The 24,602-nt window shown below is 65.2% G+C and carries 24 protein-coding genes; 21 read left to right on the top strand and 3 right to left on the bottom strand.

The window, feature by feature from the left end; translation table 11 throughout:
• Positions 1-16 precede the first annotated feature (16 nt).
• A complete protein-coding gene (locus IEX24_RS12865; RefSeq protein WP_188678901.1) occupies positions 17-589 on the top strand; it encodes a sigma-70 family RNA polymerase sigma factor in 573 nt (190 codons plus the stop codon).
• 60 nt (positions 590-649) lie between these two features.
• Here IEX24_RS12865 and IEX24_RS12860 read toward each other — a convergent pair whose 3' ends face one another.
• On the bottom strand, positions 650-1,402 hold the full coding sequence (locus tag IEX24_RS12860) for a GntR family transcriptional regulator (protein WP_188678899.1): 753 nt from the start codon (positions 1,400-1,402) through the stop codon (positions 650-652).
• Positions 1,403-1,582: 180 nt separating this feature from the next.
• Here IEX24_RS12860 and IEX24_RS12855 point away from each other — a divergent pair, with 180 nt between their 5' ends.
• From IEX24_RS12855 to IEX24_RS12805, 11 genes are all read left to right on the top strand, one after another.
• Positions 1,583-2,875 (top strand): FAD-dependent oxidoreductase, encoded by a 1,293-nt coding sequence (locus IEX24_RS12855; protein ID WP_188678897.1) that lies wholly within the window; start codon positions 1,583-1,585, stop codon positions 2,873-2,875.
• A complete protein-coding gene (locus IEX24_RS12850; protein WP_188678895.1) occupies positions 2,872-3,366 on the top strand; it encodes a flavodoxin domain-containing protein in 495 nt (164 codons plus the stop codon). Before IEX24_RS12855 ends, IEX24_RS12850 begins: the two co-directional genes overlap by 4 nt.
• On the top strand, positions 3,363-4,607 hold the full coding sequence (locus tag IEX24_RS12845; protein WP_188678892.1) for a cytochrome P450: 1,245 nt from the start codon (positions 3,363-3,365) through the stop codon (positions 4,605-4,607). Before IEX24_RS12850 ends, IEX24_RS12845 begins: the two co-directional genes overlap by 4 nt.
• Positions 4,604-5,065, top strand: coding sequence for an HtaA domain-containing protein (locus IEX24_RS12840; RefSeq protein WP_188678890.1), 462 nt, complete (start codon positions 4,604-4,606; stop codon positions 5,063-5,065). Before IEX24_RS12845 ends, IEX24_RS12840 begins: the two co-directional genes overlap by 4 nt.
• A gap of 36 nt (positions 5,066-5,101) precedes the next feature.
• Positions 5,102-6,076, top strand: a complete 975-nt coding sequence (locus tag IEX24_RS12835) for an aldo/keto reductase (RefSeq protein ID WP_188678888.1) — start codon at positions 5,102-5,104, stop codon at positions 6,074-6,076.
• A complete protein-coding gene (locus tag IEX24_RS12830; protein ID WP_188678886.1) occupies positions 6,073-6,933 on the top strand; it encodes a creatininase family protein in 861 nt (286 codons plus the stop codon). Before IEX24_RS12835 ends, IEX24_RS12830 begins: the two co-directional genes overlap by 4 nt.
• Positions 6,930-7,994: a Gfo/Idh/MocA family protein gene (locus IEX24_RS12825; protein ID WP_188678884.1), complete on the top strand. Its 1,065-nt coding sequence runs from the start codon at positions 6,930-6,932 to the stop codon at positions 7,992-7,994. The genes IEX24_RS12830 and IEX24_RS12825 overlap by 4 nt, the downstream gene beginning before the upstream one ends.
• 139 nt (positions 7,995-8,133) lie before the next feature.
• Positions 8,134-9,189: a substrate-binding domain-containing protein gene (locus IEX24_RS12820; RefSeq protein ID WP_188678882.1), complete on the top strand. Its 1,056-nt coding sequence runs from the start codon at positions 8,134-8,136 to the stop codon at positions 9,187-9,189.
• Positions 9,190-9,299: 110 nt separating this feature from the next.
• Positions 9,300-10,373 carry an ABC transporter permease gene (locus tag IEX24_RS12815; protein WP_188678880.1) on the top strand — a complete coding sequence of 358 codons (1,074 nt, stop codon included), beginning with the start codon at positions 9,300-9,302 and terminating at the stop codon, positions 10,371-10,373.
• A 5-nt stretch (positions 10,374-10,378) separates the two neighbouring features.
• A complete protein-coding gene (locus tag IEX24_RS12810) occupies positions 10,379-11,170 on the top strand; it encodes an ATP-binding cassette domain-containing protein (RefSeq protein ID WP_188678878.1) in 792 nt (263 codons plus the stop codon).
• Between the two features lie 6 nt (positions 11,171-11,176).
• Positions 11,177-12,265, top strand: coding sequence for a transaldolase family protein (locus tag IEX24_RS12805; protein ID WP_229715283.1), 1,089 nt, complete (start codon positions 11,177-11,179; stop codon positions 12,263-12,265).
• Positions 12,266-12,282: 17 nt separating this feature from the next.
• Here IEX24_RS12805 and IEX24_RS12800 read toward each other — a convergent pair whose 3' ends face one another.
• Positions 12,283-13,044 (bottom strand): GntR family transcriptional regulator, encoded by a 762-nt coding sequence (locus IEX24_RS12800; RefSeq protein ID WP_188678877.1) that lies wholly within the window; start codon positions 13,042-13,044, stop codon positions 12,283-12,285.
• Positions 13,045-13,244: 200 nt separating this feature from the next.
• On the opposite strand from IEX24_RS12800, the gene iolC reads away from it, so the two are divergent.
• The 9 genes from iolC (at position 13,245) to IEX24_RS12755 (ending at position 23,472) form a co-directional block, all read left to right on the top strand.
• Positions 13,245-14,198, top strand: coding sequence for a 5-dehydro-2-deoxygluconokinase (iolC, locus tag IEX24_RS12795; RefSeq protein WP_188678875.1), 954 nt, complete (start codon positions 13,245-13,247; stop codon positions 14,196-14,198).
• Between the two features lies 1 nt (position 14,199).
• Positions 14,200-15,111, top strand: a complete 912-nt coding sequence (locus IEX24_RS12790; RefSeq protein WP_188678873.1) for a class I fructose-bisphosphate aldolase — start codon at positions 14,200-14,202, stop codon at positions 15,109-15,111.
• A 95-nt stretch (positions 15,112-15,206) separates the two neighbouring features.
• Positions 15,207-16,751, top strand: coding sequence for a CoA-acylating methylmalonate-semialdehyde dehydrogenase (locus tag IEX24_RS12785; protein WP_275411917.1), 1,545 nt, complete (start codon positions 15,207-15,209; stop codon positions 16,749-16,751).
• Between the two features lie 49 nt (positions 16,752-16,800).
• Positions 16,801-17,709: a 5-deoxy-glucuronate isomerase gene (gene iolB / locus IEX24_RS12780; protein WP_188678870.1), complete on the top strand. Its 909-nt coding sequence runs from the start codon at positions 16,801-16,803 to the stop codon at positions 17,707-17,709.
• A 6-nt stretch (positions 17,710-17,715) separates the two neighbouring features.
• Complete coding sequence (gene iolD / locus IEX24_RS12775) at positions 17,716-19,626, top strand: 3D-(3,5/4)-trihydroxycyclohexane-1,2-dione acylhydrolase (decyclizing) (protein WP_188678868.1); 1,911 nt, start codon at positions 17,716-17,718, stop codon at positions 19,624-19,626.
• A gap of 13 nt (positions 19,627-19,639) precedes the next feature.
• The gene (locus tag IEX24_RS12770) at positions 19,640-20,572 is read left to right on the top strand and encodes a sugar phosphate isomerase/epimerase family protein (protein WP_188678865.1); all 933 of its coding nucleotides are present in this window, start codon (positions 19,640-19,642) and stop codon (positions 20,570-20,572) included.
• Between the two features lie 31 nt (positions 20,573-20,603).
• Complete coding sequence (locus tag IEX24_RS12765; protein WP_188678863.1) at positions 20,604-21,617, top strand: Gfo/Idh/MocA family protein; 1,014 nt, start codon at positions 20,604-20,606, stop codon at positions 21,615-21,617.
• Positions 21,618-21,635: 18 nt separating this feature from the next.
• Entirely contained in the window at positions 21,636-22,505 is an 870-nt protein-coding gene (locus tag IEX24_RS12760) for a sugar phosphate isomerase/epimerase family protein (RefSeq protein WP_188678861.1), read from the top strand.
• A gap of 181 nt (positions 22,506-22,686) precedes the next feature.
• Positions 22,687-23,472 (top strand): SDR family NAD(P)-dependent oxidoreductase, encoded by a 786-nt coding sequence (locus tag IEX24_RS12755; RefSeq protein ID WP_203586005.1) that lies wholly within the window; start codon positions 22,687-22,689, stop codon positions 23,470-23,472.
• Between the two features lie 88 nt (positions 23,473-23,560).
• Here IEX24_RS12755 and IEX24_RS12750 read toward each other — a convergent pair whose 3' ends face one another.
• Positions 23,561-24,586 carry a sugar phosphate isomerase/epimerase family protein gene (locus IEX24_RS12750; protein WP_188678857.1) on the bottom strand — a complete coding sequence of 342 codons (1,026 nt, stop codon included), beginning with the start codon at positions 24,584-24,586 and terminating at the stop codon, positions 23,561-23,563.
• Between the last annotated feature and the right edge of the window lie 16 nt (positions 24,587-24,602).

Raw genomic sequence — 24,602 nt, 5'->3', positions numbered from 1 at the left:
CGCATAGCGTCGAACCATGATCAGTGCAGCCCTCACGAGTGCCGCCCTCACATCGGAGCAGTTGCTTTTCGATTCCTGCCACGGAGATGAAGCAGCGTTCGGTGCGCTCTACCATCGCATGTACGCCACCGTCTTCGAAACGGTGAGAAGCGTTTTGCGCGACCCCGACCTCTCAGAAGAGGTTGCACAAGAGGTGCTGCTCGAGGCGTGGCTTTCAGGCTCGTCGTTCGACGCCGAGCGGGCGCAGGTGTCGACGTGGCTGAAGCTCATCGCGAAGCGCCGCGCCATCGACCGGGTTCGGGCGGTGCAATCCAGTCGCGTGCGAGATGCGAAGGTGGGGCTCCGGGAGTGGTTCGAGCCGGCCGACGACGTGATGCACGGTGTAGAAACGCGCCTCGAGTTCGCGTCTGCGCTGAGGGCGCTGGCGGGCATCCCGAACCCGCAACGGCGGGCCATCGAGCTGAGTTTCGTGCACGGGCACACCCGCGCTGAGGTTGCATGGATGCTCGGGGTGCCACTCAGCACGGCCAACTGGCACATTCGCAACGGGCTCGCCGCCCTGCGCACAGTGCTCGAGGCGGCGGCCTGAGTCGCAGCCACCAGCACGGCCGTGCAGCCGCGGGCCTGATGCCCGGCAGACCGATCGATCTCAGCGAGCGCCTGTCACCCCGGCGTCGAGCAGCTCAGACATGTCGATGTTCGCGAGCGTCAGCGAGCGTCCGTAGGTGAATCGCACGCGACCGGCCAGCCACGACGTGCGGGCCAGTTCGACGAGCTGACCCGTTTCGCGCAGTCGGCTGCACGTCGTCACCTCGAGCAGTGCAGCGTCGCGATACGACCCCAGCAGTTCGGCTTGCGCGGGCGACGCGAATGCGATTCGCACCGAGCTGGTGGCGCTCACGAGGGCAGAGCGGGCAGATTTGGGGGTCGGGGCGGGCATCCACGACTCTGTCACTGCGATGGCCACCTGGTCGACGTGCTGTACGTGCAATCCGAAGCGAACGTCGTCGGGGGAGTCGTATTCGACATCGCGGCGCAGCTCGCCGGGAATGACAGCGTGTTCGGTCGTCTCGACGAGTTGAGAGCGCGCCACATGACCGGTGGCGAGCAGCTGTTCTCGCCAGGGGCGCAGGAGATCGACGTCGTAACGAAGCATGTCGGTGCCCTCGGTCACGAAGGTGCCAGAGCCGCGGCGGGTGCGAAGCAATCCGTCGGTCGCGAGCGCCTCGATGGCGCGCCGAACGGTCACGCGGCTCACGCCGTAGTGGGCCACGAGCTCGGCCTCGGAGGGTATGCGGCTGCCCGGGGCGAACTCGCGGCGCTCGACGCGCCGCCGCAGGTCGCGCTGCACTTGCCCCCACGCGGTGAGGGGCGAATCATGCTCGACAACGAAGCTGGTCACCCGTCTATTGTTGCTCAACTTGTCTAGAAAATCAGACCACTCGTGGGCGATCTTGTCTGCAATGCCGTTCAGCCTGCTGCGAATGTCGGCTGACCCTCTCAGCCGATTCGGCGCCGCTGTTAGTTTTGCCCGCGTGCCGCAGCAGTCACCGTCTCGGCTCTCACAGACTCAGGAGAACTGGTGGTGAACGAGACCGCTACACCCGCCGAGGCCGCAGCGCCCGCCGAGGCCGCAGCGCCCGGGGCCGCACAACCCGCCGAGGCCCCACTGTCGGCCGCGTCCACACCGCCCGCCGCGGCACCCGCCGCGCCCGCGGCTCCGCGAGTCGCAATCGTGGGGGCAGGCCCGGCCGGGTGCTACACCGCCCAGTTCTTGCGCAAGCGCTGGCCCGACGCCTCGATCGTCATCTACGACCGGCACGATGCCCCGTATGGGCTCATTCGTTACGGCGTCGCACCCGATCACCTCGGCACGAAAGCCATCGCCAAGCAGTTCGACCGGTTGTTCGCTCGCGATCGCGTGCAGTTCGTCGGGGCAACCGACATCGGCACCACCATCACCCTCGAGCAGCTTCAGGCCGAGTTCGACGTGGTGGTGCTTGCAACCGGGCTCTGGGCAGACCGGGTGATCGATAGCTTTCAGACGGATGCGAGTGCGCCTGTGCCGAGCGGCGTCTATGGCTCGGGGCGTCTGACGAGACTGATCAACGGGCATCCGGCTGAAAGCACCGAAGGGCTTCACATCGGCCGGCGCACGGTGATCGTCGGCAACGGAAACGTCGCTGCCGACCTGGTGCGGCTGATGCTGACCTCGGCCGAGGTTCTCGCCTCGCACGGGGTCACGGCCGACGTCATTGCCGCGCTCACCGCCGGGCCGCTCGAGCACATCGACGTGGTGGGTCGATCCCCCGCGGGGGTTGCGAAATTCGACGTCGCCATGATCAAAGAGCTGGCGAAGCTGCCCGACGTGCGCTTCACGAGCGATTCGGCCGAGCCGCCAGCCTCTGCGGTGACACCGGATGCTCCCACCCTCGATCAGGCGAAAGCCGCCGCAATTCGTGATTTGGTCGACGGCTCGCCCGCCACCGCTTCCCGCACCGTGGCCTTTCACTTCGGGTTCACGCCCGACCGGGTATCGGGTGGTGAACGCGTCGAACGGGTCACCTTTCGCGCCACCGACCCCACTGCCCTCCCGGCGACCCTCGAACTCGCGGCCGACTCCGTGTGCACGGCGGTCGGCTTCACCGAAACGGCCGGAGCGCTGCTGCGCCGTGACGCCATCGCCTCGCCAACGGCAGATCTCGAGCATGGGCGTCTGGCCGACGGGCTCTACTGCGTCGGCTGGTTTCGCCGCGGGCCGGTCGGAACGATTCCGGCGAACCGCGCTGACGCCCGAACCGTGGCCGACGCGATCATCGCCGACGTCGAGGCGGCGCTTCACACCTCACCCCAATTGATAAAGGAGACCCGATGAACTTCGTCATTCTGTACGGCACCGAATCGGGCAACGCCGAAACGGTCGCCGACGACCTGGTCGACGAGCTCTCGGCCGACAACGACGTGCAATCGATCGACATGACCGACGTCGAGCTCGACACGCTGACGGCCGACGCGTTCTACCTGGTGGTCTGCTCGACCCACGGCGACGGCGGCCTGCCGGCCAGCGCGGTACCGTTTGCCGAGGTGCTCGATGCCGAGCAGCCCGATCTGACGGGCATCCGTTACGCCATGTTCGGCCTCGGCGACAGCTCGTACGAGACCTACAGCCGGGGCAGCGAGCGCATCGACGAGCGCCTGACCGCGCTCGGCGCCACCCGGGTGGGCGACTATGGGCGCCACGACGCGAGCGACGGGTCGTTGCCGAACGATACCGCGCTCGAGTGGGTGCGCAACCTCGTCGCGGGGCTCGATGCAGACGCTGACGCTGACGCAGACCTCGATGACGTTGCGGCGGTAGCCCGATGAGCATCACCACCTCGGTGCACGTGCCCGACCTCGTTATTCCGGGCAACCTCACGGTGCACTACGACCCGCTCTCGTATGCCGACTACGACTACCCGTACGACCTGTTTCGCCGCCTGCGTGACAAGGCGCCCGTCTACTACAACGCCGACCGCGACCTCTATATCGTGTCGCGTTACGCCGACGTGCGCGCCAGCCTCGGCGACCACGAACGGCTCTCGAACCGGCTCGGCAACGACATCGACGGCACGCACGATTCATACGGCAACGGGATGCTCGTGGCCCTCGACCCCCCGCGCCACACCGCCTTGCGCGCAGCGGTTCGGCGCACCTTCTCGGCCCGCGAGGTTCTGGCCAAAGAAGACGGCGTGCGTGAGTTCACTCGCGAACTCGTTGGTTCACTGCACCGCGACGGCGGCGGAGATTTCGCCACCGAGGTCGCCATTCCCATGGGAATCGGTATGGGTATCTCGCTTCTCGGTGCACCCCAGAGCGACAACGAGGCGTTCTCTGAGCACTTGTTGCGAGCGATGGTGCGCATCGTCGGGCATCTCGGCGTGCCAGAAGATGCGGCGGAGGCGAATCGCGAAACCGAAGAGATTCTGGCCGAGCGCTTCGCCGAGCGGCGCGCCGAAATCGACGCGGGGGCGAATGCCACTAGCACCGACGCGTTCACGCAGATTCTGCTCGCGGTGCATGCCGGCAAGGTGATGCTCGACGAGCAAGGCGGTCTGGCGCACCTCGTGCTCTCGGCTGCAAGCGACGCGCCCGCCTCGCTGCTCACGAACTGCATCGCGATTCTCGACAAGTTCCCGGCGCTGCAAGGCTTCTTGCGCGAGAACCCGTCGATGATTCCGCAGTTCGTCGAAGAGTCGCTGCGCTACGACACGCCGGGTCAGAATCTGTCGCGCCAGACGACCGAAGAGATCGAGATTGCGGGCACGGTCATCCCGAACGACTCACGAGTGATGTTCTTGCAAGGTTCGGCGAACCGGGATGAACGCATCTACGACGACCCCGACAGCTTCGACCTGACAAGGGAGTTCACCCCGGCCAACCGCATCATGTCATTCGGTGACGGTATTCACGCCTGCATGGGTGCACCGTTCGCTCGATTGGCCACGCGCATCGTGATCGAAGAGCTCGTGCAGAAGGGCGAGTTTCGCATCGTCGGTTCGCCCGAGCGCTGGACGAAGCAACTCGTGCGCGGCTTCTCGAAGTTGCCCATCCGGTTCGTCTCATGACGCCGGCGGTTCAGCCCGGCGCGCATCGGCGCCTCGAGTGGGCCGTCAAGCCGAGCTTCGTGGCGTACGTCGAAGCTCTTCCCGACGGCCGTGTCGAGGTTGTCAGCGGGGTGTCGCGCGCAGAAGACGGCCGATTCGTGTTCGGTGCCGACGCTGAATCTGAACACGGCGAACTCGGTTTCACGGGCGCCGTTCATTTCTACGGTCACCACGGCGTGCTCGATGTGACCCTCACCGACCCGCGCATCGAGGCGGAGGGCAGACGATTCGTCGTCACCGTCGAGGTTCTGGGTGAGCGCGTGCGAATGGCCACGGTCGAGCAACTACTTCACGACGGCAGCGATGGGCTCGAGGCATCCGGAGTCGAAGCGACAGACGACGGAGCCCATCTCTTGGGCGGGGTCTACCAGGCCGGCACCCCGCTCGACGACCTCCTCATTCACGGTCTCGCCGCCTGAACAGCGGGCCGCAAGCGCACGACGAAAGGCACAGCCATGCAGTACAGAAAGTTCGGCCGCACCGGCTGGAACGTCAGTGAGATCTCGTTCGGCGCCTGGCAGCTCGGCGGCCAGTGGGGCACAGTCGACGACGAGGAGTCGATCAGCGCGCTGTTGCAGGCCTATGAGCAGGGCATCAACTTCGTCGACACCGCCGAGCTCTACGGCGCTGGCCACAGCGAAGAGGTCATCGGTGAATCGCTTCGTCGCTGGAAAGGCGACAAGGTCTACGTCGCCACCAAGATTCAGCCCCTGCGGTGGCCCGACCCCGACAACGACGACCCCATCATGCGCGGGCGTTACCCCGAGTGGTACCTGCGCGAGGGGGTGGATGTCGCACTCGAGCGCCTCGGAGTCGAGCGTCTCGACGTGCTGCAGCTGCACTGCTGGGCGCCGTCGGCCAGCACCGAACTCGACTGGCTCGAAACGCTGAACGCGCTGAAGATCGAGGGCAAAGTCGACAAGATCGGCGTCTCGATTCGCGACTACCGCCCCGATGAGGGCGTCGACATTGCGAAGCTGGGGCTGGTCGACTCGATCCAGGTCATCTTCAACCTGTTCGAGCAACGACCGACCGATGCGCTCTTTCCCGCGAGTGCGAGCACCGACACGGCGATCATCGACCGCGTCGCCTTCGACTCAGGCTCGCTGTCGGGGCTGTGGACGCCCGAGACCTACGACTCGTGGGAAGACGGTTCGCAGCAGAAAGAGATGTTCCGCGGCGAGCGTTTCACTGAGACGTACCAGAGGGTCGAGGCGCTGAAAGAGCTCGTTTCGCCGTACTACTCCTCGCTCGCCGAGGCGGCGGTGAAGTATGTGCTGTCGTCGCCAGAGGTCTCGACGGTCATTGCCGGAATGAGCAGTAGCCGCAATATCGCCCGCAACGTGGGCTACTCCGATGGTGAGCCGTTTCCCGAGGAGTTGCGCGCCCAGCTGGCCGATCACGCGTGGATCAGAAACTACTACAAATGACCCCCGACCCCTCGGAGCGGAACGGCGGGCGCGAGCTTTCCGGACGAGAGCGACCCGCGCAAACGTCGCTCTCGTCCGGAAACGTCGCACCCGCCGCTGAGGGAGTGGGGAGCGACGAGGGTGCGGAGGGAGCGGGGAGCGAGGTGCGCGCCGAACTGCTGAGCCTGGGCGCGCTCGATCGGGCGATCGCCGCGTCTCCTATCGCCTACCTGCCCCTCGGCACGCTCGAGTTCCACGGCCCGCATCTGCCTATCGGCCTCGACGCGCTGAACGCTCAGGCGCTGTGCGAGACCGCCGCCCGCCTCACCGGCGGCATCGTGCTGCCCGTCGTTTATCAGGGCACGGGTGGCGGGCACGGCGAATACCCGTGGACCATCATGATGCCCAGCCCAGAAGCGATCGTCGCGAATCTGACGGCCACCCTTCGGCGCCTCGACGACTTCGGCGTGCGCATCGCAGTGGTCTTCACGGGTCATTTCGCCGACGAACAACTCGCCATGGTCGACGCCCTCACGGCCGAGTGGAACGCGACACAGTCAGCCCTCACCGTCGTCGGCACAGGAGTGAATCGATGCCCCGACGCCCCGCTGCCGCCCGACCATGCGGGTGCGTTCGAAGCGACTCTCCTGTATGCGACAGCGCCCGACCTCGTGCACCTCGACAAGCTTGCGGCACTGGATGCCCACCCCGCCGTCGACCCGAACGATGACCCCTATGGCACCCACCGACACAACCCCGGGCATCCACTCTGGGGCATCTTCGGGCCCGACCCGCGCTCGGCCGACCTGACGAAGGCCCCCGCGGTGCTCGCGCACCTCGCGGGCTGGCTCGCCGACCTCGCACGGGCGGCGCAATGACCGCACACGCCACCCACCGCCTCCCTGCATCTCGCGTCGAGAATCCTCGAGACGCCCCCGCGCTCCGCTGGGGCATCATGGGCTTGGGCAGCATCTCCGAGCAGTTCACGACCTCGCTTCGCACACAGACCAGGCAGCAGATCGTCGCTGCCGGCTCTCGAACTGCCTCGAAGAGTGCAGACTTCGCTCGGCGTCACGGCATACCCAGGGCCCACGGTTCGTACGAAGAGCTGGTGGCCGACCCTGACGTCGACATCGTGTACATCGGCACGCCCACCAGCCTCCACCACGACTGCGCGATGCTCGCAATGCGCGCCGGCAAGCACGTTCTCGTCGAGAAGTCGTTCGCGGCGAATCCGCTCGAAGCGCACGCGATGGTCGCTGAGTCAGAGGCGCGTGGGCTCTTCATCATGGAGGCGATGTGGCCACGGTTTCTGCCGTTCATGCAGTCTGCGCTCTTGGCCGTCGAGGCAGGGCTGATCGGTGATCCGCTCACCCTGACGGCAGACCTCGCCGATTACAACGAGTACGACCCCTCGAACTACATGTTCTCGCCCGAGCTCGGCGGTGGGGTGGCTCGCGACCGCGGTATCTATCTGGCTTCACTGAGTTCGCTGCTCATCGGCCCGGCGAGCACGGTGTCGGTGACGGGCTTGCAAGACCGGACCGGTGTGGATGCCCACCTGAACATCACCCTCGGAAACGGCCGCGGCGGTTACTCCCAGCTGCTGGCGAGCATGTACGTCAACGCTCCATCGAATGCGCGCCTCTCCGGCACGAGGGGGAGCCTCTCATTCGATCCGCCCTGGTATCTCTCACCCCGGCTGACTCTGCTCGATTCCCGTGGAACCGTTCTCGACTCACTGGATTCGTTTCTGCGCCGCGACGTCGACGCCTTCTGCTATGAGGCCGCCGAGGCCGCACGGGTCATCACGGCCGGCGGAATCTCCTCTCCGTTGATGCCCGCGCGCGAATCGGCCGCCATCAGCGAAACCCTAGAACGCATCTTGTCGTCTGCGCGCGCCTCATGGAGCTCGGCCACTCCGGCTCATCACGATTGAACATGCCGTCGTAAGAATGTCTTGACATTCTTATCTAAAGGGCTTTACGGTTAGCTCACCCTGGTGTTAGCAACGCAGCTATCCATTCGGTTCGCAACGCAGCTACCCCGATGACCCTCATGAAAGGAGCCCAGGGAATATGTCTCTCTCGAAGCTCATCAAACCCACGGGCACCACCCGCAAACGCCTGCGTAACGTGCTGCTGGTTACGCCGGCAATTGTCGCCGTCGCGGCCCTCACCGCCTGCTCGCCTCAGAACGGCGGCGGATCTGCCTCGTCGACCGGAGGCACCAGCGCCTCCAACGTGAACCTCGTCGTCATCGGCGGCGCCTCAGACGACGTCTTCTTCTCCACGGTCAAGCGCGGCATCGACGACGCAGCGAAGGTTCCCGAAGCATCCGGTGCGAAGGTCACCTACCTCGCGCTCAAGAACTACGACAACCTGGGGCCGGATGTTGCGCAGCTCATCACGAACGCTCTGGGCATGAAGCCCAGTGCCATCGCCGTTCCCGACTGGGTGCCCACCGCAGAAGACCCGGCCATCCAGTCGGTCATCGCCGCGGGCATCCCCGTCATCATCTACAACGCCGGAACGTGGGACCAGGCCAGCAAGCTCGGCGCCATGACCTACATCGGCACCGACGAGTACCTCGCAGGCAAGGCTGCCGGCGAGGCGCTGGGCAAGGCCGGATCGAAGAACGCATCGTGCGTCAATACGGTTCCCGGCTCGACCAACCTCGAAGACCGCTGCTCGGGCGTCAAAGACGGTATCGCCGAAACCGGCGGAACGTCGAGCGAACTCGCGCTTCCTGCGACGAGCTTCGGTAACGCCACTGCCGTGACCCAGGCCATCAAGTCGAACCTGCAGCAGAACACCTCGATCGATGCCGTCATCACCGTTGGCGGGTCAGACTCTGAGGCTGCTTTCGCCGCACTCACCCAGGCCAACTCGACCGCCAAGTTCATCACTTTCGGTAACTCGACGACGGTGGATGCCCGCATTCAGGCCGGCACTCAGCTTGCCTTCATCGATCAGCAGCCGTACGCACAGGGCTTCTATAGCGTCTCGGCGCTCTGGCAGTACGTCGCCTACGGTCTCGAACTGCCGACCAAGCCTATTCTGACCGGCCCGGCCGTCATCACGAAAGACAATGTCGCCGCCGTGATCTCCGGTTCGGCAGCAGGCGTTCGCTAACCATTCGCTCCACACGGGTGCCGGGCCCCTCACAGAGGCCCGGCACCATCACCCCCATTACCGCTGCTCAACCGGTCGCCCATCGACTTCTCACGTAAGGAACTAGACACATGGCAATCGCCGCTTCTCCGGGGGTGCAGGTAACCAAGCCGGTTGCCGCACCACCCGCACCTCGCACTCAGTCGTCGTTCGGCCGGCTCACCCGCCGCCCCGAGACAGGGGCGCTCGCCGGAACCGTTCTGGTTTTCGTGATCTTCACGGTTCTGGGCGGATCGAACTTCATCTCTATCGGCGGTGTCGCCAGCTGGCTGAATGTCGCCGCAGAGCTGGCCATCATCGCTCTTCCGGTAGGCCTGCTGATGATCGCCGGAGAGCTCGACCTCTCGGTCGGTTCGGTGCTCGCCGCCAGCTCGATGACCATGGCCATCGTGTCGGGCACCTATGGCGCACCGATGATCGTCGGCATCGTCGCGGCCCTCGCGGTAGGCGCCGCGGCCGGCTTCATCAACGGCCTGATCGTCTCGCGCACCAACGTGCCGTCGTTCGTTGTGACCCTAGGCATGAACTTCGGTCTTGCCGGTATCACGCTCGGTCTTTCACGCCTGATCACAGGTACCACGAACGTTCCGCTCGACCCGGGCCCCTTCTTCAAGGGCCTCTTCGGCAGCCTCATCGGCGGTCAGTTCGAGGTTGCCATCTTCTGGGCGCTCGGCGTGGCTCTGTTGATCGTCTGGCTGCTGCAGATGACCCCGTTCGGCAACTGGGTCTTCGCCATCGGCGGCGACAAAGAGAGCGCGCGTGCCACGGGCATCCCGGTCACCCGCGTGAAAATCTCGCTGTTCATGATGAGCGCACTCGGCGCGTCTCTCGTGGGCATCATTCAGACCTGCCTCTACAACGGAGCGCAGACCTCAACCGGCCAGTCGTTCGTGTTCAACTCGATCATCGCGGCAGTCATCGGTGGCGTTCTGCTGACCGGTGGGTACGGCTCCGTGCCCGGCATCATTCTCGGCACGCTGACCTTCGCCATTGTGAGCCAGGGCATCTACACCACGTCGCTCAGCTCTGACTGGGCCAGCTTCATTCTCGGCGCCCTATTGCTGGCCGCCGTTCTCATGAACAACACGTTCCGCAAGCTCGCTCTCTCAAGCGGCGTGCGGGCCCCGAAGATCAAGAAGGCGTGACGAAAATGGCCGAACCACTGCTCAAACTCACCAACGTCGGTAAGAGCTACGCGGGCACCGACGCCCTCGCCGACATCACGCTGCAGGTCGAGCCCGGCAAGGTACTCTGCCTGCTCGGCGACAACGGCGCAGGCAAGTCGACCCTGATCAAGATTCTCTCGGGGTTTCACACGCCCACCACGGGCACGGTCGAGATCGACGGCCAGCCCGTTGTCTTTCACAGCCCACGGGATGCCAGTGCCAACGGCATCGCCACGGTGCACCAATACGGCGGCACATTTCCGTTGATGACCGTCGGGCGCTCGTTCTTCGTGGGCGTCGAGCCCACCAAGGGCTGGGGGCCGTTCAAGCGGTTCGACAAGGCCACGGCGAACGAGATCTCGGTTCGTGAACTCAAGGGTCTCGGAATCACCCGCATCAACGACGGCAACCGGCTCGTCGGCGGAATGTCTGGTGGTGAGCGTCAGTCGCTGGCGATCGCCCGCGCTGTCTACTTCGGTGCGAAGCTGCTCATTCTCGACGAGCCCACAGCGGCGCTTGGCGTGAAAGAGGCGTCGCACGTGCTGCGCATCATCATGCAGGCGCGCAGAAAGGGCATCGCCGTCGTCTTCGTGACGCACAACGTGTTGCACGCCATGACCGTCGGCGACAACTTCGCGGTGCTGATCCACGGCCGCTTGGCCGACAGCTTCGCCAAGGGTGAGCGCACCCGTGAAGAGATCACCGACCTCATGGCCGGTGGCGAGGCGATGGCCGAGCTCGAGGCCGAGATCGCTCAGTACGAACAGGATGCGTGAGAGCGCGTGAGCACTCTGTCTCCGGCCGTCACGGCAGACCCTCTTCGGGTCGCCGCTGAGACCACACCCACCGTTCTGTGGAACGATTCGGCCGATCCCGATGAGTTGTCGCGGTCGATCGGCTTCGGCGCGGTCGGTGCGACCTGCAATCCGGTCATCGCTCTGCAGGCCATCCGGGCCCACCTGGATGTCTGGGGTCCCCGAATCGCCGAACTCGCCGCCGAGAACCCCGACTCCGGCGAATCGGAGATCGGCTGGAAGGTCGTCGAAGAGTTGTCGATCCAGGCTGCGGCGCAGCTGCATCCTGCCTTCGTGGCGAGCGGTGGTCGCAACGGTCGGCTCTCGATTCAGACCGACCCGCGGCTGCACCGCGATGCCGATGCTCTTGTCGAACAGGCCGTGCGGTTCAGCGGGCTCGCCGAGAACATCATCGTCAAGATCCCTGCGACCTCGGTGGGTATCGTCGCCATCGAAGAGGCCACCTATCGCGGGGTCAGCATCAACGTGACGGTGTCGTTCACGGTGGCGCAAGCCGTCGAATCGGCTGCGGCGATCGAGCGCGGGCTCGACCGCCGCGCCGCTGAGAGCCTGCCCGAGCGCGAATTCGGCTCTGTGGTCACCATCATGGGTGGTCGGCTCGACGATTGGCTCAAGAGCTACACGCAGAAGCACCGCATTCTGGTCGACCCGGGGTATCTCGAGTGGGCTGGAGTGGCGGCGCTGAAGAAGGCGCACGCGGTCTTCGTCGAACGCGGATACCGCTCGCGCATCCTCTCGGCCGCCTTTCGCAACTACATGCAGTGGTCAGAGCTGCAGGGCGGCGACCTCGTGGTGTCACCGCCGTTCGACTGGCAGGCGCGCATCAACGAGAACCGGCTGCCGGTAGAGAATCGCATCGACGTTCCTGTCGAAGCGCACATCATCGAGACCCTGCTCGAGAAGGTGCCTGAATTCCGTCGTGCCTACGACGTGGATGGGCTGACCCCCGCAGAGTTCGACACGTTCGGTGCCACTCGCGTGACGCTGCGCCAGTTTCTCGACGCCGATGCGCAGCTCGACGCGCTGGTTCGCGACATTCTGATTCCGGCCCCGTGAACGACGCCGCGCCCGCGCTACTTCGCGACGAGCGTGGTCTCGAAGCTGTACATGTCGGGGCGGTAGGCGTGATGGCCGTACTCGATGGCCCGACCAGAGCTGTCGAACGCGACACGCTCCATGGTGAGCACGGGGCCGCCCTTGTCGATCTCGAGCAACTCGGTTTCTTCTTTGTGCGCCCGCCGAGCACCGATCTTCTGCTGAGCGATGCGAATGGTCACGCCCCGGCCGCGCAGAATCTGATAGAGCCCGCGCTCTTCGAGCTGAGCGGTAGTGATGTCAGAGAATTCAGGCGGCAGGTAATTCTCGAGCATCGCGACGGTGACGCCGTCGGTGCTGCGGGTGCGCCGCATGTACACCACGTCAGAGCCAGGCGTCACGCCGAGACTCGTCGCCACGACGTCGGTGGCGGGCCTGATGTCGTGTTCGATGACGTGCGTGCCGGGCTCGTGGTGGGCGCTCTGCAGGTCTTCGTACAGGCTGGTGAGCTCGACCTGCCGAGTGACGGTGCCCTGCACCACCTGGGTGCCGATGCCGCGGCGGCGAACGAGCAGCCCCTTGTCGACGAGTTCTTGAATGGCCCGGCGAACGGTGGGCCGCGAGAGGCCCAGTCGTTGGCCGATGGCGATCTCGTTCTCGAGCCGGGCGCCGGGGGCGATCACCCCGGTACGGATGGCCGACTCGAGTCTCGACGAGACCTGAAAGTAAAGCGGAATGGGGCCCGTGCGGTCGAGATCGAGAAAGAGTTCTTCTGGCCAGACGGTGTCGTCGTTCGCCATGGAAGCTCCTTTGATCAGACATTCGTGACTACACGGCATATTGTCGCAACAATGTTACGACCACTCTACTTTGTTCGCGCTGTACGCCCGTCATCGCGGGTGGAACGTGTTGACGAAAAACGCGCATGTGCTATTGTTAAGACATAACAACGGCGAACCGCCGGCACCACCCCCGAGCTGAGAAAGTTGTACATCGGAGTATGACGCACACGATCATCCCCATCGACGTGCTGGCCATCGGCCGGCTGGGCGTCGACATCTACCCGCTGCAAGACGGCGTCGGGCTCGAAGACGTGTCGACCTTCGGTAAGTACCTGGGCGGCAGCGCCGCGAACGTCAGCGTCGCAGCGGCTCGGTACGGGCGCCGCACCTCGCTCATCTCGCGCGTGGGCAACGACCCCTTCGGGCGTTACCTGCTCGGTGAACTCGAACGGCTCGGAGTCAGCAACGAATACGTTGCCACCGACCCCGACATGAAGACGCCCGTCACGTTCTGCGAAATCTTTCCGCCCGACGACTTTCCGCTCTACTTCTACCGCGAGCCGAAGGCTCCCGACCTCAACGTGACCGAGGGCGAACTCGACCTCGACGCCGTTCGGTCGGCGAAGGTGTTCTGGCTCACCGTTACCGGGCTGAGCCAGGAGCCCAGCAGGTCTGCGCATCATGCGGCCCTCGCGGCTCGCGGCCGCGCCGAGCGCACCGTGCTCGACCTCGACTACCGCCCCATGTTCTGGGCCGAGCCGGCAGAGGCCACGGCCCAAGTCGCGCTCGCCCTCGAGCACGCGACCGTGGCCGTCGGCAACCGTGAAGAGTGCGAAGTAGCCGTGGGCGAGACCGAGCCTCTTCGGGCCGCCGACGCCTTACTCGAGCGCGGCGTGAAGCTCGCCATCGTGAAGCAAGGCCCGAAAGGGGTGCTCGCGAAGACCGCTGACGAGACCGTCGAGGTTCCGCCCTACTTCGTCGACGTGGTCAACGGCCTCGGCGCCGGCGACGCGTTCGGCGGGGCGCTCTGTCACGGGCTGATCGAGGGTTGGGATCTCACTCGTATTCTTCGCTTCGCCAATGTGGCCGGCGCACTGGTTGCTTCGCGCCGCGAATGCTCCACCGCCATGCCCACGACCGCCGAGGTCGACGCTATTCTGCAGGGAGTTTGACATGGGGTCAACGCTCAGCCACCTCGATTTCGCGCGACTGCGCGACATTCGAGCCAGTAAACCAGAAGCCATCGCCGAGGCGTTCGCCGCCCGAAAGCGCAGAGAAGTGCTGCGCGGCGACGGCCGCCTGTTCATCGTCGCCGCCGATCATCCGGCTCGCGGCGCTCTCGCCGTGGGCAGCGATTCTACGGCCATGGCAAATCGCTATGACCTGCTCGAACGCCTTGCCATCGCGGTGAGTCGCCCCGGCGTCGATGGCGTTCTCGGTACGCCCGACATCATCGACGACCTCGCCGCGCTCGGCCTGCTCGACGACAAGATCATCGTCGGTTCGATGAATCGCGGTGGCCTGCGTGGTGCCACATTCGAAATGGATGACCGCTACACCGGTTACGACGTGGCCTCCATGGTCAACGCCGGAATCGATTTCGCCAAAACCCTGATTCGGGTCAACCTCGAAGACCCGATGACCGCTCTGACTCTCGAAGCCACCACAAAAGCGGTCTCCGAGGCCGCGGCGGCCGGTCTGCCCATCATGCTCGAGCCGTTCATGAGCAACTGGGTCGACGGCCGCATCGTGAACGACCTCACGCCAGACGCCGTGATTCTCTCCATTTCGATCGCCGCCGGCCTCGGCACGAGCAGCGCGTACACCTGGATGAAGCTGCCCGTGGTCGAAGACATGGAACGGGTGATGGAAGCCACCACCATGCCGACACTGCTGCTCGGCGGCGACTCCGGCGCCGACCCCGACGAGACTTTCGCGGCCTGGGAAGACGCACTCTCGCTTCCCGGCGTGCGTGGGCTCACCGTGGGCCGAACACTGTTGTACCCGCCCGACGGAGATGTCGCCGGAGCCGTGGATACCGCCGCCGGCTTGGTGCACCCCGCCGGGCTGGCGATCGCTTCCTGACCACCGATCGCGATCGCGGCTGACGACCGTACCGATCGACGTCTTCCCACCCCCTTCTGACCAGCCCCGTACATCCAAGAATTGAGGAATCACCGATGAGCACCATCGATCTGAACCCAGACACCACCACCGACGATGTGGCCGTCGACCTGCCCACCGTTCCGCACTGGATCAACGGTGCTTCGTACCCTTCGCACAGCGGCCGGGTCGGCGACGTCTACGACCCCGCGCTGGGAGTCGTGACCAAGCACGTGGCTCTGGCCGACCAGGCCGAGATCGAAGCCGCCATCGCCGGCGCAGCGGCCGCATTCCCGGCTTGGCGCGACACGTCGCTCGCCAAGCGCCAGACCATCATGTTCAAGTTCCGCGAGCTGCTCGACGCCAAAAAGGGCGAGCTGGCCGAGATCATCACGGCAGAGCACGGCAAGGTCGTGAGCGACGCGCTCGGTGAGATCAGCCGTGGCCAAGAGGTCGCCGAGTTCGCGACCGGCCTCGCGCACCACCTCAAGGGCGAGTTCAGCGAGCAGGTCTCCACCGGCATCGACGTGTACTCCACCAAGCAGCCGCTCGGCGTGGTGGCAATCATCTCGCCCTTCAACTTTCCGGCCATGGTGCCCTCCTGGTTCTTTCCCATCGCCATCGCTGCGGGCAACACGGTGGTGCTGAAGCCCAGCGAGAAAGACCCCTCGGCGGCCAACTGGCTCGCGGCGCTTTGGGCAGAGGCGGGCCTCCCTGCCGGCGTGTTCACGGTTCTGCACGGCGACAAAGAGGCAGTGGATGGTCTGCTCACCCACCCCGAAGTGAAATCGATCTCGTTCGTCGGTTCGACGCCCATCGCCCGCTACGTCTACGAAACCGGAACCAAGAACGGCAAGCGCGTTCAGGCGCTCGGAGGGGCTAAGAACCACATGCTGGTGCTGCCCGACGCCGACCTCGACCTCGTGGCCGACGCCGCCATCAACTCGGGCTTCGGCTCGGCAGGTGAGCGCTGCATGGCCATCTCGGTGGTCGTCGCCGTCGAGCCCGTAGCCGACCCGCTGATCGAGAAGATCGTCGAACGCATGGGCAAGCTCCGCACGGGTGACGGCCGTCGCGGCTGCGACATGGGCCCGCTCGTCACCAAGGTGCACCGCGACAAGGTCGCCTCCTACATCGGCATTGCCGAAGAAGACGGCGCCAAGGTGGTCGTCGACGGCCGCAACGTGGTGGCCGACGGCGACCCGAACGGGTTCTGGCTCGGCCCGACGCTGATCGACAACGTGCCGATTTCATCGCGCGTCTACACTGAAGAGATCTTCGGGCCGGTTCTCGCGATCGTGCGCGTGCAGACCTACGAAGAGGGCGTGAAGCTCATCAACTCGGGCGCGTTCGGCAATGGTACGGCGATCTTCACCAACGACGGGGGGGCCGCCCGCCGCTTCCAGAACGAGATTCAGGTCGGCATGATCGGCATCAACGTGCCGATTCCCGTGCCCGTTGCAACGTTCTCGTTCGGTGGCTGGAAAGACTCTCTGTTCGGCGACACCAAGGCTCACGGCGCAGAAGGCGTGAAGTTCTTCACGCAGCAGAAGGCCATCACCAGCCGCTGGCTCGACCCGAGCCACGGCGGAATCAACCTCGGCTTTCCGCAGAACGACTGATCGACCCTCGCGTTCCGATCAGCACCGGCACATCTTCCAGGAGCACCACATGACTGACCAACGATGGTTCTACGCCAGGGGCGCACTCGCCCAGGGCAGGTGGCAGAGCGTCGTCGACTCCTCGACTCCGGGCTGGGCGCACACGGGCATCCGTGTCGCCGAGCTCGGTGCGGGCGAGAGCCTCGAGCTCACCGAGACGAGCATCGAGCGCATCGTCGTGCCTCTCGCGGGCTCGTTCACGGTGTCGTATGCCGAGAACGGCATACAGTCTGAGCAGGTCTTGGATGGTCGGCCATCGGTCTTCGCTGGCCCGACCGATGTTCTCTACCTATCGGCGTCGACGACTGCGGTCGTTCGGGGCTCGGGCCGGTTCGCGGTATGCACGTCACCCACCACCGACGTTCGGCCGACGCGGTACATTGCTGCGGCCGAGACCCCTGTCGAGTTGAGGGGGGCCGGAGCATCCAGTCGCCAGGTGCACAACTTCGGCACACCTCAAGCTCTGGATGCCGCGCGACTGATCGTCTGCGAAGTCATCACTCCCTCGCAGAACTGGTCGTCGTACCCTCCGCACAAGCACGACGAGAACCTGCCGGGCAGCGAGACGCGGCTCGAGGAGATCTACTACTTCGAGTCGGCGCCAACGCGCGCGGATGGTGCCGCGGCGCCCGACCCCGGCGCGTCGTTCGGCATGTTCAGCACCTACTCGTCGCCCGCGGGTGCGATCGACATCAACGCCAGAGTGCAGACCGGCGACATCGCCCTGGTGCCCTACGGCTATCACGGGCCCGCCGTCGCGGCGCCCGGTTACGACCTCTACTACCTCAATGTGATGGCCGGGCCGGGAGACGTGCGCGCGTGGCTGATCAGCGACGACCCCGCGCACGCCTGGGTACGAAACAGCTGGAACGATCAGGTCGTCGACGCGCGCCTGCCCTACACGAATGAAAGAGGTTAGGCCCCGATGGCAACGAAGCGTATGACGGTCAGCCAGGCCCTTGTCGAGTTTCTCGGCCACCAGTACACGGTCGACGGCGACCACCGCGAACGCACGATCGCCGGAATCTTCGGCATCTTCGGGCACGGCAACGTTGCCGGAATCGGCCAGGCGCTCAAGCAGTTCAACGTGGAACAGCCCGACCTCATGCCCTACTACCAGGCCCGCAACGAGCAGGCGATGGTGCACCAGTCGGTCGGTTATGCGCGCATGCATCGCCGACGCGCCACCATGGCATCAGCCGCGTCGGTCGGCCCGGGTGCGTCGAACATGCTCACCGGTGCCGCCCTTGCCACGGCGAACCGGATGCCCGCCCTGCTGTTGCCCAGTGACACCTTTGCAACTCGTGTCGCCGACCCCGTTTTGCAGCAACTCGAACTGCCGCACGACATTGGAATTACGGTCAACGACGCGTTCCGGCCCCTTTCGCGATTCTTCGATCGCGTGCAGCGCCCCGAGCAGCTGTACTCCATCGCTCTGGCCGCGATGCGCGTGCTGACCGACCCCGCCGAAACCGGTGCGGTCACCATCGCGCTGCCCGAAGACGTGCAGGCGGAGGCGTTCGACGTGCCGCTGGAGTTCTTGCAAGACCGGGAATGGCACATCCGCCGGCCGCTGCCCGAGCGCGGCGCCTTGGCTCGCGCGGTCGCCGCTATTCGAGGCGCGAAGCGCCCGCTCATCGTCGCGGGCGGTGGGTTGCTTTACTCGAGCGCCGAAGACGCGCTGCGTGCCTTCGTGGAGGCCACGGGCATCCCGGTCGGGTCATCGCAAGCTGGCGGCGGAGTGCTGAACTGGGATCACCCGCAGAACCTCGGCGGCATCGGCGCCACCGGAACGCTCGCCGCGAACCGAATCGCGGCCGAAGCCGACGTGATCATCGGCATCGGCACGCGGTACAGCGACTTCACGACGGCCTCACGAACGGCTTTTCAGAACCCCGACGTGCAGTTCGTGAACATCAACGTCGCCTCGTTCGATGCCTATAAGCACGGCACCCAGCTGCCGGTGATCGCGGATGCTCGTGAGGCACTAGAGGCGTTGGCGACCGAACTGGCAGACCTGCGTATCGACGCTTCGTACGCGGCACACATCGCGGCAGAAAAGTCTGCGTGGGATGCTTCGGTCGACGACGCATTTGCGCCTTCGGGCCTCGCGTTGCCCGGCCAGACTGAGATCATCGGTGCCGTTCAGTCTTCGAGCGCCCCAGAAGATGTCATCGTTCAGGCCGCGGGATCGCTGCCCGGTGACCTGCATAAGCTGTGGCGTGTGCGTGACCCGTTGGGTTATCACGTCGAATATGCCTTTTCGTGCATGGGTTATGAGATCGCGGGCGGCCTCGGTGCGAAGCGCGGTGCGCTGGCCGACGGATCTGACCGCGACGTGATCGTGATGGTCGGCGACGGATCGTACTTGATGCTGAACAGCGAGCTCGTGACGGCGGTCGCTGAGGGCATCAAACTCATCGTCGTGCTGATTCAAAACCACGGCTACGCGTCGATCGGGCATCTGTCAGAGACGGTCGGCTCCGACAGGTTCGGAACCTGGTACCGCGAATACGACGAGTCGGCTCGCAACTTTCAGGGCGAGCAGGTTCTGCCGGTCGACCTGGCGATGAACGCCCGCAGTTACGGGCTCGATGTCATCGAGGTCGAACCGGGAGCGTCTGCGATCGACGATCTGAAGGCCGCTCTGGCGGTGGCGAAGGCCTCGTCGAAATCGACGTTCATCCACATCAACAGCGACCCGCTGCTCTACGCGCCCGACGGCGCAGGCTGGTGGGATGTGCCGGTTGCCGAGGTCTCGACTCTCGAGAGCACTCAGGCCGCCCGCGCGGAGTACGAAGAACTGCAGAAGTCACAGAAGAAGCTTTTGGGCTGAGAGAGGCAAGAAAATGACAGACACCATCACGACTACCAGCATGCGCATCGGAACGGCTCCCGACTCGTGGGGCGTCTGGTTTCCGAATGACCCGGGCCAGATTCCGTGGCAACGGTTTCTCGACGAGGTGCAGAAAGCCGGTTACACCTGGCTCGAGTTGGGGCCGTTCGGCTACCTGCCGACCGACCCTGGTGAACTAGAAGACGAGCTCGGCAAGCGTGACCTGAAGCTCTCGGCCGGAACGGTGTTCACCGGGTTCCACAAGGGCGACGACCAGTGGAAGCGGGCGTGGGACCAGGCCCTCGAGGTCGCAGGTCTGGTCACCAAGCTCGGCGCGGAGCACCTCGTGGTGATTCCCGACCTCTGGCGCAGCGACTCGACCTCAGAGGTGCTCGAAGCACGCACCCTCGACGACGAGCACTGGAAGAAGCTGGCCGCAGGTCACGACAAGCTCGGCAAGGCGCTCTACGAGGAGTTCGGCGTGAAGCAGCAGTTCCACTCGCACGCCGACAGTCACGTGGGCACTTACAAGGAGGTCGAGCGCTTCTTGCACGAGACCGATCAGGCGTACACGAACCTCTGCCTCGACACGGGCCACTTCTCGTACTACGGCGGCGACAACCTCAAGCTGATCGCGGCGTACCCCGAGCGCATCGGCTACCTGCACCTGAAGCAGGTCGACACCTCGTTGCTCTTCGACGTGCTGAAGAATGACGTTCCGTTCGCCACCGCCGTCACCGAGGGCATCATGTGCGAGCCGGGCACGACGGATGCCGGTGTACCCGAGCTCGGCCCGATCATCGACGCTGTCGCGGCACTCGACCCCTCGATCTTCGGAATCGTGGAGCAAGACATGTACGGCACCGATATCGACCTGCCGCTCGGCATCGCGACCCGCACCCGCGAGAACATCTTCAGCTGCACCTCGCACGCGCGCATCCACTGACCCGCACGAATCAGAACCTAGGAGTAACAACATGACCACAGATCTTCGCGTCGGAGTCGTCGGAGCCGGCCTCATGGGCGCCGACCACATTTCTCGCATCACTCAGCGCATCAGCGGCGCGGTCGTTTCGGCCGTCGTCGAGCCCGATGCCGGCCGCGCAGCTGCTGCCGCGAACAATGCTCCCGGTGCGCAGACGTTCACCCGAATCGAAGACGCCATCGCGGCCGGCGCGGTCGACGCGGTGCTCATCGCGACGCCGGGGCAGTTTCACGCGCCCGTGCTCGAACCGGCCCTCGAGGCTAAGCTGCCGATCTTGTGCGAGAAGCCGCTGACGCCCGATTCTGCATCGTCGTGGAAGATCTTGGAGCTCGAGCAGAAGCTCGATAAGCCCCACATCCAGGTGGGCTTCATGCGCCGGTTCGACGCCGAGTATCAGAAGCTGCGCGACCTGATCACGTCAGGTGACGCCGGTGAACTGCTGATGCTGCGCGCCGTTCACCGCAACCCGTCTGTGGGCGAGAGCTACACCCAGTCGATGCTGATCACCGACTCCGTCGTGCACGAGTTCGACGTCGTGCCGTGGCTCGCCGGCTCGGGTGTGAAGACCGTCGAGGTCAAGTACCCGAAGCGCAACTCGCTCTCGCCTGAGCATCTGAAAGAGCCGATTCTGGTGCTGATGGAGCTCGAGAACGGCGTGTTCGTCGACGTCGAGATGAACGTCAGCATTCAGTTCGGCTACCAAGTCGCCACCGAGGCCGTTTTTCAGAAGGGGCTGGCGCGCATCGGTCAGCCGTCGGGGCTGCAGACGTGGAAAGACGGAAAGTTCGAGATCGCCGAGCACCAGAGCTTCGTCACTCGTTTCGCATCGGCGTACGACGTGCAGATTCAGCGCTGGGTGAACGCCGTGACGGCGGGCACGCTCGTTGACGGCCCGAACTCGTGGGACGGTTACCGTGTCGCCCTTGCCTGCGAGGCCGGCGTGGCGGCGCTCGATGGTGGCATCATTGCGGTCGAGGCCCCGGAACGCCCCGCGTTCTACGCGTAAGAAACGAAGGAGTCACCCATGGTGCGCATCGCCCTCGACCCCACCCCGTATCACCACGATTTCGGACTGCTCGACTTTCCTGACGTTGCGGCTCGGCTCGGTTACGAGCATCTGCAGCTGACTCCGCACCCCGACTTCAGCCCGTTTTTTCGGTATCCGAAAGCCGATGACGGCCTCGTTGCGAAGCTCAAGAAGGCGGCGGCCGACGCGGGGGTTTCGATACCGGCGATCTTGCCCGTGCAGCGGCTTTCGTCGCCCGATGAGGCGCTTCGAGTCACCGCTGTGAAGAACTTTCGCCGAGTCATCCAACTCGCCGTCGAGCTCGAAGTAGGAATCATCAACTCGGAGTTCTCGGGGCGACCCGAGCTGTCGGAGGAGTCTGAGGCGGCGTTTTACCGCTCGATGGATGATCTGCTGCCGTCGATCGAATCAGAAGGTCTGCGGCTGAACTTCGACCCGCATCCCGACGATTTCGTCGAAGACGGGCTCGAGGCGTGGCGAGTGCTGCGCGGGCTCAACTCTGCCGCGATCGGGTTCGTGTACGTGGCGTCGCATACCTTTCACTACGGCGATCGGGCGGCAACGCTCATCCCGGAGCTCGGCGATCGTCTGGGCACGGTGTACACGGCCGATACGTTCGACCACCACCGTTCACACGGGCTGCGGTACATCTCGAACCCGCCCGGAAACGCGGCGCGCGTGCACCAGCACCTGCGCATCGGCGATGGTGACGTGGATTTCGAGGCGCTCTTCGGGTTGCTGCGGGCGTCAGGCTATCTCGATCGCCCCGACGCGCTCATCGTGTCGAACGTCTTCGCCGAAGATGAGACGGCCGACGAGGTGTCGCGCTTTCAGCTGCAGCGCCTTCGCGCCTTGGTCGCGAGCTGATCGTGGCACCCGTGCACTCCCCGCGACCCGAGCGAGAGATGGTGTTGCAGACGAGAGAAGCCGGCGCGCCACCTTCTCTCGTTCGAAACGGCTTCTCTCGGGCGCGGGTCAGTCGCGCGGGTTGGTTGCGGGGAATGACGGATGCCGCGACCGGGGCGTACGGCGTGATCGGCTCTGCGGCGTGATCGCCTGGGCGCGGTATCCCTACGACGGTGCGCGAGTGCTCGTCACGGGCGGTGGATCGGGCATCGGTCGCGCCATCGCACGGGCGTTTCTCGAGCAGGGTGCGCGGGTCGCGGTAACCGGACGGCACACAGCTGCGCTGCGCGAGACCGTCGCGGAGTTTCCCGATGATTCCACTCTCGTCGTCGAGGGCGACATGGCTGTGCGCGCCGACGTCGAGTCGGCGGTGACGGCTGTCGCGGAGGCGTGGGGCGCCCTCGACACCGTGGTCGCGAACGCCGGCCTATCGGAGCCCGGAACCATCGACGAATTGACCGACGAATCGTGGCAGCGAATGCGCTCGATCAACCTCGACGGCCTGATCTACCTTGCGCGGGCATCCGTGCCGTGGCTGCGTGAAACGCGCGGGTCGTTGACCGCGATCTCGTCTGTCGGTGGGCTCGGCGGCGACTGGCGCCAAGTGGGCTATAACGCCACCAAGGGCGCGGTGAACACCCTCGTGCAGAGTCTCGCGCTCGACCTCGGGCGCGATGGTGTGCGCGTCAACGCGATCGCACCCGCATTCACGGCAACGAGGCAGACGCAAGAGCGACTCGACGACCCGGTCTTCTGGTCGGCGCTGCGCGATCGGCTGGCGCTCGACCGACCGGCCACCCCTGACGACGTCGCCCGCGCCGCCCTCTTTCTCGCGAGCCCCGACGCCGCGTACATCACGGGCATTATCCTGCCCGTCGACGGCGGCACGACCGCATCTACGGGAACCCCGCGGCCCCAGGCGCGCTGACGCTGACGCGACGGGCTTGCCCCGCCGCCACGGGGGCTGGGCCGCGGGGAGCGTTACCCCTGCGAATCCGCCGTTGTTTTGCGGCGGCTCAGCGCACGGATGCCGGGGCGAGAGAGGCGGCGAGAGCCGCGTCGGCCTCGAGCAGCACGGCTGCGGCGACCTCGAGGCCCTCGATGCGGCCGAGCTCAACGTCTTCGTGCTCGATGTTGACGAGCATGTCGGGGTCTACTTCGTGTAGGGCGCGCAGAAACTCTGTCCAGTAGGCCACGTCGTGGCCCTTGCCGAGCGCCACGAAGTCCCACGCGGCGGGCTTCGGCCACTCGTTAGCCCACTCGTCGTCGCCGAGGTTCGTGCGCGGCTCGTCGGAGGAGAGCCGGCGAAAGCGGTTGTCGAGCACGCCGTACAGCGCCGCAGTCTCAGGGTTGATGCGAACATCCTTCGCCGCCGCATGAAAAATGAGGGGGCCGAGATGCCGGATGACCGCCACCGGGTCCATCTGCTGCCAGAACAGGTGCGACGCGTCGAGCTCGACCCCGACGTTCGTGGCGCCGGTCAGTTCGACGAGCTTGAGAATATCGGCGGGGTTGAAGACGATGTTCTGCGGGTGCAGTTCGAGGGCGAGCTTGACATCGTGGTCGGTCGCAAGGCGGTCGGTCTCTCGCCAGAATTCGGCGGCAACGCCCCATTGGTAGTCGAGCACGTCGAGGGCGGCCGAGTTCCAGGCGTTGACGATCCAGGTCGGTTGGGTGACGCCGGGCTCGCCACCAGGCAGCCCCGACATGGTGACCACACGATGCTGGCCGAGCCGATGGGCGAGCCGGATGCAGCGTCGAACGTCTTCGGCGTGCTTGTCGCCGATCACGGGGTTGGGGTGCAGCGGGTTTCCGTTGCAGTTGAGGCCGGCGATGCTCACCCCGGTGCCCTCGAAGAGCCCGAGGAAGTCGTCACGCGCGGTGTTGGAGACGAGGATGTCGTCGAAGGTCGGAATGTGCGTCGCGGGTAAGAACCCGCCGCTGTTGAGTTCGATGCCGGTGAGGCCGAGATCGGCGATCACCGTGAGCGCCTCGGACAGGCTGCGGTCGTGCAAGATCGCGTTGTAGACGCCGAGTTTCATGAGACTTCTCCTTCGC

It is taken from the genome of Subtercola lobariae (assembly GCF_014640255.1).
Taxonomy (GTDB): domain Bacteria; phylum Actinomycetota; class Actinomycetes; order Actinomycetales; family Microbacteriaceae; genus Subtercola; species Subtercola lobariae.
This window is presented reverse-complemented; position numbering and strand designations above follow the sequence as displayed.